Here is a 13586-nt window from a genome sequence, read left to right on the forward strand (position 1 = left end):
GTCAATCGTGATGCCCCGTTCACTTTCAAACGCTGGAGAGTCGAAGCGTCGCTTCCGCTGGCCAACCGGCACTCCACAGATTATCGCGCTGCTGCTGGTGCTGGCGGTCGATAGCCTCGTAGCGCCGCATTTCCTTCAAATCGTGTTGCAGGACGGCCGCCTGTTTGGCAGCCCGATTGATATTTTAAACCGCGCAGCGCCCGTCGCGCTGTTGGCGATTGGGATGACGCTGGTGATCGCCACCGGCGGTATCGATTTGTCCGTGGGGGCCATTATGGCCATCGCGGGCGCAACTGCCGCTTCACTGACCGTCGCCGGGCACAGTTTGCCGGTTGTGCTGCTGGGGGCGCTAGGAACCGGCGTTCTGGCGGGGCTGTGGAACGGCATTCTGGTTTCAATCCTCAAAATCCAGCCGTTCGTCGCAACCTTGATTTTGATGGTGGCGGGGCGCGGCGTGGCCCAGTTGATCACCTCCGGGCAGATCGTAACGTTTGATTCCCCAAATCTGGCATGGATCGGCAGCGGCAAGCTGTTGCTCCTCCCAACCCCGGTCATTATCGCGCTGGCTACGCTTATCGTGTTCTGGTTGTTTACCCGTAAAACGGCGCTCGGCATGTTTATCGAAGCGGTGGGGATTAACATTCGGGCGGCGAAAAATGCCGGAGTGAGCACGCGCTTAGTGGTGATGTTGGCCTATGTGCTGAGCGGCGTTTGCGCAGCGATTGCCGGCATTATCGTGGCAGCAGATATTCGCGGCGCGGATGCCAATAACGCCGGGCTGTGGCTGGAGCTGGACGCCATTCTGGCGGTGGTCATCGGTGGCGGCTCGCTGATGGGTGGACGATTCAATCTGGTCCTTTCCGTCGTCGGCGCTCTGATTATTCAGGGGATGAATACCGGGATTTTACTCTCAGGCTTCCAGCCGGAGCTTAACCAGGTGGTGAAAGCGGTTGTTGTGCTCTGCGTGCTGATTGTTCAGTCGTCGCGCTTTATTAGCATCATTAAGGGGATTCGCGGCCATGATAAAACGTAATTTACCGTTAATGATCACGCTCGGCGTTTTTATACTGGGCTATCTCTACTGTCTGACGCAATTCCCCGGTTTTGCCTCGACGCGCGTGATTTGTAATATCCTTACCGATAACGCCTTTTTGGGCATAATCGCCGTCGGCATGACGTTTGTGATCCTCTCCGGTGGAATCGATCTGTCGGTGGGTTCCGTGATCGCCTTTACCGGCGTGTTCCTGGCAAAAGCGATAGGCTTCTGGGGGATCTCACCGCTGCTCGCCTTCCCGCTGGTGCTGGTGATGGGCTGTGCGTTCGGCGCATTTATGGGCTTGCTGATTGATGCGTTAAAAATTCCGGCGTTTATCATCACTTTAGCCGGGATGTTTTTCCTGCGCGGCGTGAGCTATCTGGTCTCGGAAGAGTCGATTCCCATCAACCACCCGATCTACGAAACGCTGTCGAGCCTGGCCTGGAAAATCCCCGGCGGTGGCCGCCTGAGCGCGATGGGTCTGCTGATGCTGGGCGTCGTCGTGATCGGTATTTTCCTTGCGCATCGCACCCGTTTCGGCAATCAAGTTTACGCCATCGGCGGGAGCGCAACTTCCGCCAACCTGATGGGCATTTCGACGCGGAGTACCACCATTCGTATCTATATGCTGTCGACGGGCCTGGCGACGCTGGCAGGGATTGTCTTCTCCATTTATACCCAGGCAGGCTATGCGCTGGCGGGTGTCGGTGTGGAACTGGATGCGATTGCCTCAGTGGTCATCGGCGGCACGCTGTTAAGTGGCGGGGTCGGAACGGTACTGGGCACGCTGTTTGGCGTGGCGATTCAGGGCCTGATTCAAACCTACATTAACTTCGACGGCACGCTGAGTTCGTGGTGGACCAAAATCGCGATTGGGGTGTTGCTGTTTATCTTTATCGCGCTACAGCGTGGCCTGACAGTCCTGTGGGAGAACCGCCAGAGCTCGCCAGTGACGCGCGTTAGCACTGGACCACTCAACAGATAACCCCCTGAATTTGCTTAAAGTCTAAACTTTTTCCGGTAGCGGCCGATAACCTAATGTTCTGCCAAAAAATATCTCGCTACCGGAAATAACATCATGCTTAAAACGCTATCGATTCGTACCGGCTTGCTTTCTTTACTGGCCGTGATGACCCTTCTTCTGCTGATTGTCAGCGGTATCGGCATTTATGCCCTTACACAGAGTTCCTCTTCTTTGCAGCGTATTAATCACCTTCAGGGTGAACAGATGGTGCAGCTCAATTCGGGGTACACGCTGATTTTACGCGCCCGTAACGAAGCCGGTCAGGCCGTCCGATTGATGGAAATCGGCATGCTGGATGACGCCGCCAAGTCGGTGCAAAGCATTAATAAAGAAGTGACGCAGGCGCAGAAAACGCTGCAAGCGGTGATCGAGGGTGGCGTTGACGACCCACAGGGACAGCAGTTGCTGGATAAGGTCGCGGCAAGTCTGGCTGCTTACAATGCAGAAGGGATCACGCCGATGGTCGCGGCGCTGAACCAACAAAGCGCTGATGCGTATTACGATCTGCTGGAAAATAAGCTGATCCCGATTGCGCGTCAGTTTGATAACGATATGCAAGCGTTCCAGAAATGGAGCGAAGTACGCGGCAATGCAGAAGTGCAGGCGGTACAGTCGAGTAAAAACCATGTGATGTTGCTGATCGTGATCGCGGCGCTGATCACGGCAGGAATTATCGTCCTGGCCTGGCTGTCGCTGCGTCATATGCTGCTTAAGCCGCTCTCGGCCTCAATCGCTCAGCTGGAAAATGTGGCGGCAGGCGATCTCACGCATGTGCTGAATCAGCCTGTCAGTCAGGAGTTTAATCGCCTGAATGCGGCGATCGAAGGCATGCGTCAGTCTTTGATGGAGTCTGTGATGCGCGTGCGTGATGCCAGCTCGCAGATTGACACCGGCAGCCGTGAACTGACCGCGGGCAATATGGATCTGGCCCAGCGTACAGAATCGACCGCGACGTCTCTTGAGCAGACGGCGGCCAGCATGGAAGAGATCACGGCGACGGTGAAACAAAACGCCGATAACGCTGAACAGGCACACCAGATGGCGAAAACCGTCTCTGATACGGCGGATCACGGCAGCGAAATGGTCTGCTACGTGATTGAGAAAATGCGTGATATTTCCGGCAGCTCAGCCCGTATCGCCGACATTCTTAGCGTCATCGACGGTATTGCTTTCCAGACCAATATTTTGGCACTGAACGCCTCCGTGGAAGCGGCGCGAGCCGGTGAGCAGGGGCGTGGGTTTGCCGTAGTGGCGGGTGAAGTGCGTAACCTGGCCAGCCGAAGCGCCGATGCCGCTAAAGAAATTCGCACGCTGATCAGTGCGTCGCAGACCCACGTTAACGAGGGCAGTGAACTGGCGCAGCAGGCGGGCGAAACCATGGATGAGATCGCTTCCGAAGTGATGCGCATGACCCGACTGATGCGAGAAATCGCCAGTGCGTCTCAGGAACAAAGTCGTGGCATTGAGCAGGTGAATATTGCGGTGAATCAGATGGACGAAACCGCCCAGCAAAACGCCGCGCTTGTGCAACAATCCTCCGCGGCGACGCGCTCTCTGGAAGAGCAGTCGCGCGAATTAATCGAAGCGATGTCGTCATTTAAACTGACTTCACACGCGGTGTGATAATAATAAATCCTGGCGCAATCCGCGCCAGGATTTATACCATCTCAGCTTCAGCGTTGACTGCACCAATATTGTGATGAATATCCGCCATTAATTGTTCCAGCGAATGGGTTAATACCAGCGCTTTTTGGGTTGGCTCAAGATATAAGCCTTTACGAATAAATAAAGGTTCATCAAAGAGCTGATTAAAACGCTTCAATGCCAGACTGACCGCAGGACGCGACATCTCAAGTCGGACGGAGGCTTTCGCCATGCTGCCGCATCTGACGATTTCAATAAAGACAGGAATAAGATTTAGATCGATACCGGTATTTGCTCGAGAATAGTTTTCCATCGCGACGGCGACTCCCCTGAATAATTAATAAACTGTTATCGAAATAATGCAGGAGTAGGCGGGAAGATTAAAGCGCGATTTTTATATTCATTTATACGGTAAAATATATAAATAAAAACGGGGAGCAGGCTCCCCGTGATAAAACGTTAGGCGTCCGGGTATTCGCGGATCAGACGCTCAACATCTTCAACCATATGATTATTACCGACAAAGAAAGAGCGGCGCTGGTGTAGGCTTTCCGGTGTGATATCCAGAATACGCTCTTTACCGTCACTCGCCTTGCCGCCTGCCTGTTCGGCCAGGAACGCCATCGGGTTGCATTCGTACAACAGACGCAGCTTCCCGTCCGGATGGCTAGCGGTGCTTGGGTACAGGTAAATGCCGCCTTTCAGCAAGTTGCGGTGGAAGTCCGCTACCAGCGAGCCGATATAACGTGAGGTATAGGGGCGCTGGGTGGCTTTATCCTCTTCCTGGCAGAATTTGATGTACTTCTTCACGCCATTCGGGAAGCGAATGTAGTTGCCTTCGTTAATGGAGTAGGTGCTGCCCTTCTGCGGGAAGCGCATGCGCTCCTGGCTGAGACAGAAGACGCCCAGGGAGGGATCGTATGTGAAGGCGTGAACGCCGCACCCGGTGGTGTACACCAGCATGGTGGACGAGCCGTAAACCACATAGCCTGCAGCAACCTGTTTGTTACCCGGTTGCAGGAAATCTTCTTCCGTCACGGCAGTACCCACCGGTGTGACGCGGCGGTAAATGGAGAAAATCGTCCCAACAGATACGTTGACGTCAATGTTAGACGAGCCATCCAGTGGATCCATCAGCACGACATATTTGGCGTGTTCGCAGCCTTCGAAAACGACGATTTCATCTTCTTCTTCAGAGGCGATACCCGCCACAATGTCGCGTGCGCGCAGTGCAGCTTTCAGTTTTTCATTGGCGAACAGATCGAGTTTTTGTTGCACCTCTCCCTGAACGTTTTCGGCACCGCTGGCACCCAGGATATCGACCAGACCGGCCTTGTTGATATCACGGTGGATGATCTTTGCGCCGAGCTTTATCGCCGACAGCAAAGCAGTGAGCTCACCCGTAGCATGAGAGAACTCGTGCTGCTTTTCGACAATAAATTCACCTAACGTTTTCATAACACTTTCCCTGCATCGTATGTTGAGTAAAGCGATCGAATGATGGTTAAAGCGGTCAATCTCAAACAATCTTAACAAACATTCAAATATTAGCGCAGTGGTGAATCGCGCCAGCAAAATACGGATTTACCTGAAATGCGTTTCTCTGAGGCTGACATGTGAGTAAAATGTGCGCCAAATAGAAGAGGAATAGTGACGTATGCGCATTCATATATTAGGGATTTGTGGCACTTTCATGGGCGGACTGGCAATGCTGGCGCGCTCTCTGGGCCATGAGGTGACGGGTTCGGACGCCAATGTGTATCCGCCGATGAGCACCCTGCTTGAGAAGCAAGGCATCGATCTTATTCAGGGATATGATGCCAGCCAGCTGGACGTTGAACCGGATCTGGTCATCATCGGCAACGCCATGACGCGCGGTAACCCGTGTGTGGAAGCGGTGCTGGAACGCAATATTCCGTTCATGTCTGGCCCGCAATGGCTGCATGACTTTGTCCTGCGCGACCGCTGGGTGCTGGCGGTTGCCGGTACGCACGGTAAAACGACGACGGCCGGGATGGCGACCTGGATTCTGGAAGCCTGCGGCTATAAGCCGGGCTTTGTGATTGGCGGCGTGCCGGGCAATTTCGACGTTTCTGCCCGCCTGGGCGAAAGCCCGTTCTTTGTGATTGAAGCCGACGAATACGACTGCGCCTTCTTCGATAAGCGCTCCAAGTTCGTGCATTACTGTCCGCGCACGCTGATCCTCAATAATCTTGAGTTCGATCATGCGGATATCTTTGACGACCTGAAAGCCATTCAGAAACAGTTCCATCACCTGGTGCGCATCGTGCCGGGCCAAGGCCGTATTATCTATCCTGAAAACGACATCAATCTGAAGCAGACGATGGCGATGGGTTGCTGGAGCGAGCAGGAGCTGGTGGGCGAGCAAGGCCACTGGCACGCGAAGAAACTGACAACCGACGCGTCCGAATGGGAAGTATTGCTGGACGGTGAAAAAGTCGGCCAAGTGAAGTGGGCGCTGGTCGGTGAACACAATATGCACAATGGCCTGATGGCAATTGCGGCGGCGCGTCATGTGGGCGTCAAGCCTGCGGATGCGGCCGATGCGCTGGGATCCTTCATCAACGCGCGTCGTCGTCTTGAACTGCGCGGTGAAGCCAATGGCGTAACCGTCTACGACGATTTTGCCCATCATCCGACGGCCATTCTGGCGACGCTGGCGGCACTGCGCGGCAAAGTTGGCGGAACGGCGCGCATTCTGGCGGTGCTGGAGCCACGCTCTAACACCATGAAAATGGGGCTCAGCAAAGACGATCTCGCGCCGTCTCTTGGCCGCGCTGACGAAGTGTTCCTCCTGCAACCGCAGCACATACCGTGGCAGGTCGCGGAAGTGGCTGACGCCTGCATTCAGCCTGCCCACTGGCATGCGGATGTCGACACCTTAGCGGATATGGTGATTAAAACCGCGCAGCCGGGGGATCACATTCTGGTGATGAGCAACGGCGGTTTTGGTGGCATTCATCAGAAGCTGCTGGACGGTCTGGCGAAGAAAGCTCAGGCCGAAGAGTAAAAAACTGCCCGGTAGCGCAACGCTACCGGGTGATTACGCCTGGCAAAAAATAAACCTTACTCTTTGGCGATAGGCGTTTCGATTTCCTCAATCGGGGTGCTGCCCTGAATCTCACCGATTTTCTTCACCACATCATCGACCTGACCAGAGGTGTGAAGCAATGTGTAAGTCAGATCAAACTGCGTGCTCTGACCGGCCTGCAGCTGTTTCACGCGCTTTTGTTCCCGTTCGATGGTCACCGGATAGGCATAGCTGGTGCCCGGCTCAATCCCGGTGACATAGCCTTGTTTTTCGGTATCGGTATTTTTCCACAGCGTTAAGACAGGTAGCTGGCGGGTGTCGAACTGAATCGCGGCCCCTTTGTCGCCGGCTTTATTGATCACCGCGGCAGTGGTGTGGTGATTCTCATCCGCCAGCGGTTTGATGTTAAACACCATTTCATCAAAGCCTTTCGTTGGCCCCGCAAAGTTTTGCCACTCTTTTAAACCGGCTTTGGCGTAATCATTGAACGGGCTGATGCTTTCCATTGGTGCGATAAACCGCGCCCCTGCTTCCAGAATCGGTTTACCGAAATTGCTGTGATAAATTATTTGATAGTCATGCGGATAATCTGCGTGATTTGTCAGCACATCGTGAAGAGCAAAACTGTTACTGCCCGGGACATAGCGCAGTTCCGTCATTGTCTGCAGATCGGCTTTTTTAAACGTACTTTCTTTTACCAGACCGCGAACACGAATTTCGTACGGCGCGCTGTCGCTCACCTCGACTTCTACCTGCGAGGCTGGCGTATTACCCGCTTTTCCGTGCAAAGTGTAAATCTGGCCGTCTGCAGTGACCGGATGCCCGGTCCATTCGTAGCCACAGCGCACCATCATTTCGTTGAAACCTTCCAGCCATCCCAGACCATTTCGGCTTTCAAGATTCATGAAAGCAGGGTTGACCACCTCTTTCACAGGAGAATCCCAACCCATCCGCACGCCGTAGCCCTCAACGCGCAGTAAATTCATGCCGCGCGACGGGCTTAATGTGATCGTTAAACCGTCTTTACTGGTGATAATGATAACTTTGCTGCCTTCCTGCTTGCCGCCATGAAGGACTTTTTGTTCAATGCTGAAGTTTTGGTTTTTCACTTTCAGCATATTGCTGGTGACTTTCCAGTTGCCCAGATCTGTCGCGCTATCAGCGCTTGTCAGCACCCATGTTTTTGCCATCACAGGCGCGGAAATTAAACAGGCCAGTGCGGTTAACGCCAATGTTTTTTTCATCACTCTTCCCTTTTTGCTGAATCGATTATTTCTTTCACAGGCAAATCTAGATTCTTAACAAAAATGAAAGTGTGATGCGTTTCACCTGGTGGCTCATTAAGCGTATTTTCTCGTTAAAGTATGCGATGTGTTTGATATTCGTGTAATGAGATATGTTGTTTGCATAGGAAACTGTGAATTAAGCGTATTTTTGCTTTAACGATTCAGCTTTAAAAGGAACGTAAAAAATGAGATGTCATGCCAGAGGGGAAGGACGGGGGAGGAAAAAATGACGCTAACTCATCATGAGTTAGCGTGAGGTCATTAACCTTCGTTCTCAGCCAGTTCGCGCAGATACTGGAAAATCAGACGCGCAGATTTCGGCGGCTTATTCCCTTCTTTCTCTTTCTTCGCGTTGCGGATAAGCGATCTTAACTGCTGACGATCAACGTCAGGCCACAGGTTCAATACCTCTGCGACAGCGTCATCGCCCTGTTCAATCAGGCGGTCACGGATTTGCTCAAGCTTGTGGAACAGCGCAACCTGCTGGTTGTGACGGTTTTTCAGCTTATCCAGCGCCTGGCGAATCGGCTCAACATCGCGCTGGCGCAGCATTTTACCGATCAGCTGAAGCTGGCGGCGACGGCCTTCTTTTTTGATTCGTTGGGCCAGTTCAATGGCACTGCGCAGATCCGGGTCGAGCGAGAGTTTATCCAGCGCGTTTTTACCCAGCTCTACCATTTCCGCACCAAGTTGTTTTAACTCTTCGGCGTCACGTTTAATTTCACTTTTACTGACCCAGATGATTTCATCATCTTCGTCTTCGATGTCATCACCGGGAACGTCGTCGAGCCAGTCTTCGGGCTGCTTAGTCATGTCAGGCTCCTTAAAAAAGAGGCTAATGTTACCAGTTAAGACGCGCACTGAAAAACGGTTCTCTGTTAGACTTCAGATAACTATCTCTTACAGTATGGCATTTGCGATGAAAGTAACCTCACAAGTTGAAGCGCAGCGTAAGATTCTGGAAGAAGCGGTCTCCACAGCGTTGATGCTGGCTTCCGGAAAATCAGACGGCGCGGAAGTGGCAGTCAGCAAAACCACGGGTATCAGCGTAAGCACTCGCTACGGCGAAGTCGAGAACGTGGAATTTAACAGTGACGGTGCGCTGGGGATTACGGTTTATCACCAGAACCGCAAAGGCAGCGCGTCGTCGACCGACCTCAGCCCGGATGCCATCGCCCGTACCGTGCAGGCTGCGCTGGATATTGCGCGCTACACTTCACCGGATCCATACGCTGGCGTCGCGGAAAAAGATCTGCTGGCGTTTGACGCGCCGGATCTCGATCTTTTCCATCCGGCGGAAGTCTCCCCGGACGAAGCGATCGAATATGCCGCGCGCGCCGAACAGGCCTCTCTGAAAGCGGATAAACGTATCACCAATACCGAAGGTGGCAGCTTTAACAGCCACTACGGCATCAAAGTGTTCGGCAACAGCCACGGCATGTTGCAGGGCTACAGCTCCACGCGCCACTCCCTTTCCAGCTGTGTTATCGCTGAAGAAAATGGCGACATGGAACGCGATTACGCCTACACCATTGGCCGCGCGATGGGCGATTTACAGTCGCCAGAGTGGGTCGGTGAAGAGTGTGCAAAACGCACGCTGTCGCGCCTGTCTCCACGTAAACTCTCCACCATGAAAGCGCCGGTGATTTTTGCCAACGAAGTGGCGACCGGGCTGTTTGGTCATCTGGTCGGGGCAATTGCGGGCGGTGCGGTTTATCGTAAATCGACGTTCCTGCTCGATTCGCTGGGGCAACAAATTCTGCCGGAATGGCTGACCATTGAAGAACACCCGCATCTGCTGAAAGGGCTGGCGTCGACGCCGTTCGACGGCGAAGGCGTACGCACAGAACGTCGCGACATCATTAAAGACGGCATTCTGACCCAATGGCTGCTGACCAGCTATTCTGCGCGCAAGCTCGGGCTGCAAAGCACTGGCCACGCGGGCGGTATCCACAACTGGCGCATCGAAGGCCAGGGCCTGAACTTTGAACAGATGCTCAAAGAAATGGGCACCGGCCTGGTCGTGACCGAGTTGATGGGGCAGGGCGTCAGCGGGATCACCGGCGATTACTCTCGCGGTGCGGCGGGCTTCTGGGTCGAAAACGGTGAGATTCAGTATCCGGTAAGCGAAATCACGATTGCTGGTAACTTAAAAGACATGTGGCGCAATATCGTTACTGTCGGTAACGATATTGAAACACGTAGCAATATACAGTGTGGTTCAGTGCTGTTACCCGAGATGAAAATCGCGGGTCAATAATACCCGTCATATTTCACGTTGCAGATGCGTTGGCTGCGCTCGAATTATTTAGGGTATTTAGCTTATTTTTCATAATAAAAAAGGAAGTGAGCAATGCGTAAAAACCTGTTAGCCATTCTTGCTGTGTCGTCGTTAGTGTTCAGTTCTGCTGGGTTTGCCGCCGATCTTGAAGATGATATGGACACGCTCAGTACCAACCTGAAAGTGGTTCAGAAAACGGATAATGCGACGGAGATGAAAGACGCATTGACCAAAATGCGCGTCGCCGCACTCGATGCGCAAAAAGCGACGCCACCAAAGCTGGAAAACAAAGCAGCCGACAGCGCTGAGATGAAAGACTATCGCCACGGTTTTGACGTGCTGGTCGGCCAGATCGACGGTGCCCTGAAGCTTGCCAACGAAGGCAAAGTAAAAGAAGCCCAGGCTGCCGCTGATGGATTTATTGCCACCCGCAACGAAAACCACAAAAAATTCCGCTAATGGCACGCTAAGCCAGACGGCAAAATAATGAACGGGGGCGAAAGGCCCCCGTTTTGTTTGCCACAACGTAATAAGAAAACCTTATCCGCGTCACACTTTACGACCTTGCGCGTAAATTTTTCCACTCTCCTTTCTGACCTTTTGCCGCCGAATAGAGTGATATTCATCACGTAAATCCAGTTGATAATTCATATTCACCGTAATTATGTGGAACAGATCACTGGTGCCGCTTTCCTTTCCACTTCGAAGTGGAAAACAACTCGCTACAAACCTTTAACCTCCAGCGTTAGTTTTATCTCAGTGCCATTAACGGGGTAAAACGAGTGATTAACGGAGCGGTAATGAACGACGTTGGGGAACAGGCAGCGCAAACTGAAACGCTCGCAAACACCATGCTCGAGCAGGTCTATTCCCTGCTTGCCCGCCACAACATCATTCCCAATGACGTCCAGCAGCAGATGCTGACCTCACACGTTCGCGCAATGGCGCACCGGTCAGTGACCGGCGAACCGCTGCCGGAGGTCGAAGCTGACCTGTTCGACGAAATTTCAGCAGATTCAATGCGGCTTGCCCGCGAAGTGGTCGCGCAGTTCGGCAATCTTCCTGATGAAGAAGCCTGGCTGCTCTCCGTTCACTTCGAAGTCGCCAAAGACAACCTTTAAGGAGCTACACAATGGAACAAATTACAGTCGTGATCGGCGATCGTCTCGGGAAAGGCCAAAAAGTGGCTATCGGTGTGGAAAAGGCCGGCGGTCGTGCGGTTGTCGTGCCGGGCGTGGCAGCGGACATGAAATTGGGCGACGTGATGAAAGCGGAAAACGCCACATTCGGGATCTCCTTCTGCGGCAGCGGCGGCGCGGGTGCTATCACAGCGCAAACCAAGCACGGCTACAAAGCGAAATACGGCATGCGTTCAGTGGAAGAAGGCGTCACCGCCATCAACGAAGGCAACAACGTGTTGGGCTTTGGTTTTATGGATAAAGAAGAGTTGGGCGAGCGACTGGTGCAGGCCTGGCTGAAAAAGTACGGCGCGTAACATGAAAGAGCAATTTACCACCACGGTGAGAGTAAAGGGCAAGGGCGATGCCAAAACACGCGCCTTTGCCGACGCGCTAAACCACGTACAGGCCGCGGTGATGAACGCATCGCCGCATATCTTACTGCGTATTGAGCCACAGGATGTGCAGGTTGTTCAGGCGCAAGAAGCGGTGCGTAAAGAAGCGTTTCTGTTCTTCTTTTTGCGCCGGGAAAGACGCACTTACAGCGTGGAGCTGGACGTGACCGTCAACGTGACTGCCATCAATCTTGACCAGGTGGATTTTGTCACGCAACGCTGATTCTCACTAATAGGGCAGACGAATGTTCCTGATAATTTTAATAAAATCGCTCATCATCGGCGGCCTGGTTGGCGTCGGCGTTGGCGCTGGGGCTGCACGCATGTTTCATGCGCCTACCACACAGGGTATGGGCGCATTTCGTACGTTGGGGGAACTGAACTCCTGCGAAGGGGATCCCGCTTCTCACTTCTCCTTTGGTCTGGGTTTCTTCTTCAACGCCTGGGCCTCGTCGGTTGCGGCGGGGGCGTTCACGCAGGACGTTGACCATCGCATCATCCCTAACTGGGGTGCCGCGGCGCTGATGTTAAAAAACCGCAATGTCGGTGAGACGCTACACGATCCCCGCAAAATGGCGATTGCCTGCGGCGTGATCGGTATGTTCGTTGTCACTTTCTTAAACCTTACGGCTTCGTCCGTTCCAGCGGCGCTTCAGGTGACCGCCGTTAAGGTGCTGGTTCCTGCGGCAAACTTGCTGGTGAATACCGTGATGCCGGTGATCTTCTGGCTGGCGGCAATCGACGCGGGTAAAAAATCCGGCTTCTGGGCCACCGTGTTTGGCGGCGCAGCGCAGCTGATTATGGGCAACGCCGTACCGGGGCTGGTGCTGGGCATTCTGATCGGCAAAGGCGTCGAAGAGAGCGGCTGGAACCGCGTGACCAAAGTGATGATGGTGGCGATTGTGCTGCTGTTCGTCCTGAGTGGTTTCTTCCGCGGCTTCGACATGAAAATGATCGAATCCTTCCATCTGACCGTGCCGAACTGGCTCGACATGATCCACAGCTCGCTCAGCGGCAAATAACAGGAGCCTCGACATGGAACAGAATAAAGGTTTTTGGTATGCCGACTGGTCGTTCCCGATCTTCGTTGGCCTGCTCTCATCCGGCGTCTTCGCCGGGACGCACATGTACTACCTCTACGGCATCGGCGCGTTTAACGAAGTGGCGTTTGTGGCGATGTTAAAAGCGGGCATGGATACCGGCGTTTACGGCGCGGTGGCTGCGTTTGGTGCCAGCTTCCTGTTTGCGCGCATCATCGAAGGCTCGCTGGTGGGGATTCTGGATATCGGTGGGGCGATTCAAACCGGCGTCGGTCTCGGCGTCCCGGCGCTGCTGCTTGGCGCAGGTTTTGTCTTCCCGGTTGCCAACTTTGTGGCGTCGCTGGCCACCGGCCTGGTGATTGGTCTGGCGATTGGCTACCTGATTATCCTCGCGCGTAAATTCACCATCAACCAAAGCGATTCCACCTACGGGGCGGACGTGATGATGGGCGCGGGTAATGCCTCTGGCCGCTTCCTTGGCCCGTTGATTATCCTCAGCGCAATGACCGCCTCTATCCCGATTGGGATTGGTTCTCTGATTGGCGCGCTGCTGTTTTACCTCTGGCAGAAGCCGATCACCGGCGGCGCGATCCTTGGCGCAATGATTTTGGGTTCGCTGTTCCCAGTGGCTCTTTAATCCCCGGCGGGCG

Annotated in this window: 15 protein-coding genes; 11 read left to right on the forward strand and 4 right to left on the reverse strand. The window is 53.8% G+C overall.

The window, feature by feature from the left end:
- The first annotated feature begins 7 nt into the window (after positions 1–7).
- The 3 genes from ytfT to ACKI5T_RS15035 all read left to right on the forward strand — a co-directional run bounded on the left by ytfT (position 8) and on the right by ACKI5T_RS15035 (position 3683).
- On the forward strand, positions 8–1033 hold the full coding sequence (gene ytfT / locus ACKI5T_RS15025; RefSeq protein WP_407438439.1) for a galactofuranose ABC transporter, ATP-binding protein YtfT: 1026 nt from the start codon (positions 8–10) through the stop codon (positions 1031–1033).
- Entirely contained in the window at positions 1020–2021 is a 1002-nt protein-coding gene (gene yjfF, locus ACKI5T_RS15030; RefSeq protein ID WP_235134625.1) for a galactofuranose ABC transporter, permease protein YjfF, read from the forward strand. Before ytfT ends, yjfF begins: the two co-directional genes overlap by 14 nt.
- A 93-nt stretch (positions 2022–2114) precedes the next feature.
- On the forward strand, positions 2115–3683 hold the full coding sequence (locus tag ACKI5T_RS15035) for a methyl-accepting chemotaxis protein (protein ID WP_407438441.1): 1569 nt from the start codon (positions 2115–2117) through the stop codon (positions 3681–3683).
- Between the two features lie 34 nt (positions 3684–3717).
- Here the strand turns inward: ACKI5T_RS15035 and ACKI5T_RS15040 are convergent, their stop codons facing one another.
- Together ACKI5T_RS15040 and fbp are read right to left on the reverse strand one after the other, a co-directional pair.
- A complete protein-coding gene (locus ACKI5T_RS15040; protein WP_407438443.1) occupies positions 3718–4017 on the reverse strand; it encodes a LysR family transcriptional regulator in 300 nt (99 codons plus the stop codon).
- 146 nt (positions 4018–4163) lie between these two features.
- Entirely contained in the window at positions 4164–5162 is a 999-nt protein-coding gene (fbp, locus tag ACKI5T_RS15045) for a class 1 fructose-bisphosphatase (RefSeq protein WP_407438445.1), read from the reverse strand.
- 199 nt (positions 5163–5361) lie between these two features.
- Here fbp and mpl point away from each other — a divergent pair, with 199 nt between their 5' ends.
- The gene (gene mpl / locus ACKI5T_RS15050; RefSeq protein WP_407438447.1) at positions 5362–6735 is read left to right on the forward strand and encodes a UDP-N-acetylmuramate:L-alanyl-gamma-D-glutamyl-meso-diaminopimelate ligase; all 1374 of its coding nucleotides are present in this window, start codon (positions 5362–5364) and stop codon (positions 6733–6735) included.
- Positions 6736–6791: 56 nt separating this feature from the next.
- Here mpl and ACKI5T_RS15055 read toward each other — a convergent pair whose 3' ends face one another.
- A complete protein-coding gene (locus ACKI5T_RS15055) occupies positions 6792–8000 on the reverse strand; it encodes an aldose 1-epimerase family protein (RefSeq protein WP_407438449.1) in 1209 nt (402 codons plus the stop codon).
- A 303-nt stretch (positions 8001–8303) separates the two neighbouring features.
- Positions 8304–8855, reverse strand: coding sequence for a ribosome biogenesis factor YjgA (gene yjgA / locus ACKI5T_RS15060; protein ID WP_012015834.1), 552 nt, complete (start codon positions 8853–8855; stop codon positions 8304–8306).
- 94 nt (positions 8856–8949) lie between these two features.
- Between yjgA and pmbA the strand changes: the two genes are divergently transcribed.
- The 7 genes from pmbA (at position 8950) to ACKI5T_RS15095 (ending at position 13573) form a co-directional block, all read left to right on the forward strand.
- Positions 8950–10302, forward strand: coding sequence for a metalloprotease PmbA (pmbA, locus tag ACKI5T_RS15065; protein WP_012015835.1), 1353 nt, complete (start codon positions 8950–8952; stop codon positions 10300–10302).
- A gap of 93 nt (positions 10303–10395) precedes the next feature.
- Complete coding sequence (cybC, locus tag ACKI5T_RS15070) at positions 10396–10782, forward strand: cytochrome b562 (protein WP_012015836.1); 387 nt, start codon at positions 10396–10398, stop codon at positions 10780–10782.
- A 323-nt stretch (positions 10783–11105) separates the two neighbouring features.
- Positions 11106–11444, forward strand: a complete 339-nt coding sequence (locus ACKI5T_RS15075) for a glycine dehydrogenase (protein WP_150099549.1) — start codon at positions 11106–11108, stop codon at positions 11442–11444.
- A gap of 11 nt (positions 11445–11455) precedes the next feature.
- The gene (locus ACKI5T_RS15080; protein WP_012015838.1) at positions 11456–11818 is read left to right on the forward strand and encodes an SFCGS family glycine-rich protein; all 363 of its coding nucleotides are present in this window, start codon (positions 11456–11458) and stop codon (positions 11816–11818) included.
- Position 11819: 1 nt separating this feature from the next.
- Positions 11820–12119 carry a DUF4312 family protein gene (locus ACKI5T_RS15085; protein ID WP_235134626.1) on the forward strand — a complete coding sequence of 100 codons (300 nt, stop codon included), beginning with the start codon at positions 11820–11822 and terminating at the stop codon, positions 12117–12119.
- Positions 12120–12141: 22 nt separating this feature from the next.
- Positions 12142–12918, forward strand: a complete 777-nt coding sequence (locus tag ACKI5T_RS15090; RefSeq protein WP_012015840.1) for a DUF4311 domain-containing protein — start codon at positions 12142–12144, stop codon at positions 12916–12918.
- A gap of 13 nt (positions 12919–12931) precedes the next feature.
- A complete protein-coding gene (locus ACKI5T_RS15095) occupies positions 12932–13573 on the forward strand; it encodes a DUF4310 family protein (protein ID WP_407438453.1) in 642 nt (213 codons plus the stop codon).
- Positions 13574–13586: the final 13 nt, after the last annotated feature.

This window comes from Lelliottia sp. (genome assembly GCF_045627565.1).
Lineage (GTDB): Bacteria > Pseudomonadota > Gammaproteobacteria > Enterobacterales > Enterobacteriaceae > Enterobacter.

Coding starts and splice junctions, on each gene's coding strand:
- cybC (WP_012015836.1), top strand. CDS start 10,396: ATGCGTAAAAACCTGTTAGCCATTCTTGCTGTGTCGTCGTTAGTGTTC.
- mpl (WP_407438447.1), top strand. CDS start 5,362: ATGCGCATTCATATATTAGGGATTTGTGGCACTTTCATGGGCGGACTG.
- ACKI5T_RS15055 (WP_407438449.1), bottom strand. CDS start 8,000: ATGAAAAAAACATTGGCGTTAACCGCACTGGCCTGTTTAATTTCCGCG.
- pmbA (WP_012015835.1), top strand. CDS start 8,950: ATGGCATTTGCGATGAAAGTAACCTCACAAGTTGAAGCGCAGCGTAAG.
- ACKI5T_RS15095 (WP_407438453.1), top strand. CDS start 12,932: ATGGAACAGAATAAAGGTTTTTGGTATGCCGACTGGTCGTTCCCGATC.
- ACKI5T_RS15035 (WP_407438441.1), top strand. CDS start 2,115: ATGCTTAAAACGCTATCGATTCGTACCGGCTTGCTTTCTTTACTGGCC.
- ACKI5T_RS15080 (WP_012015838.1), top strand. CDS start 11,456: ATGGAACAAATTACAGTCGTGATCGGCGATCGTCTCGGGAAAGGCCAA.
- fbp (WP_407438445.1), bottom strand. CDS start 5,162: ATGAAAACGTTAGGTGAATTTATTGTCGAAAAGCAGCACGAGTTCTCT.
- ACKI5T_RS15085 (WP_235134626.1), top strand. CDS start 11,820: ATGAAAGAGCAATTTACCACCACGGTGAGAGTAAAGGGCAAGGGCGAT.
- ACKI5T_RS15040 (WP_407438443.1), bottom strand. CDS start 4,017: ATGGAAAACTATTCTCGAGCAAATACCGGTATCGATCTAAATCTTATT.
- ACKI5T_RS15090 (WP_012015840.1), top strand. CDS start 12,142: ATGTTCCTGATAATTTTAATAAAATCGCTCATCATCGGCGGCCTGGTT.
- yjgA (WP_012015834.1), bottom strand. CDS start 8,855: ATGACTAAGCAGCCCGAAGACTGGCTCGACGACGTTCCCGGTGATGAC.
- yjfF (WP_235134625.1), top strand. CDS start 1,020: ATGATAAAACGTAATTTACCGTTAATGATCACGCTCGGCGTTTTTATA.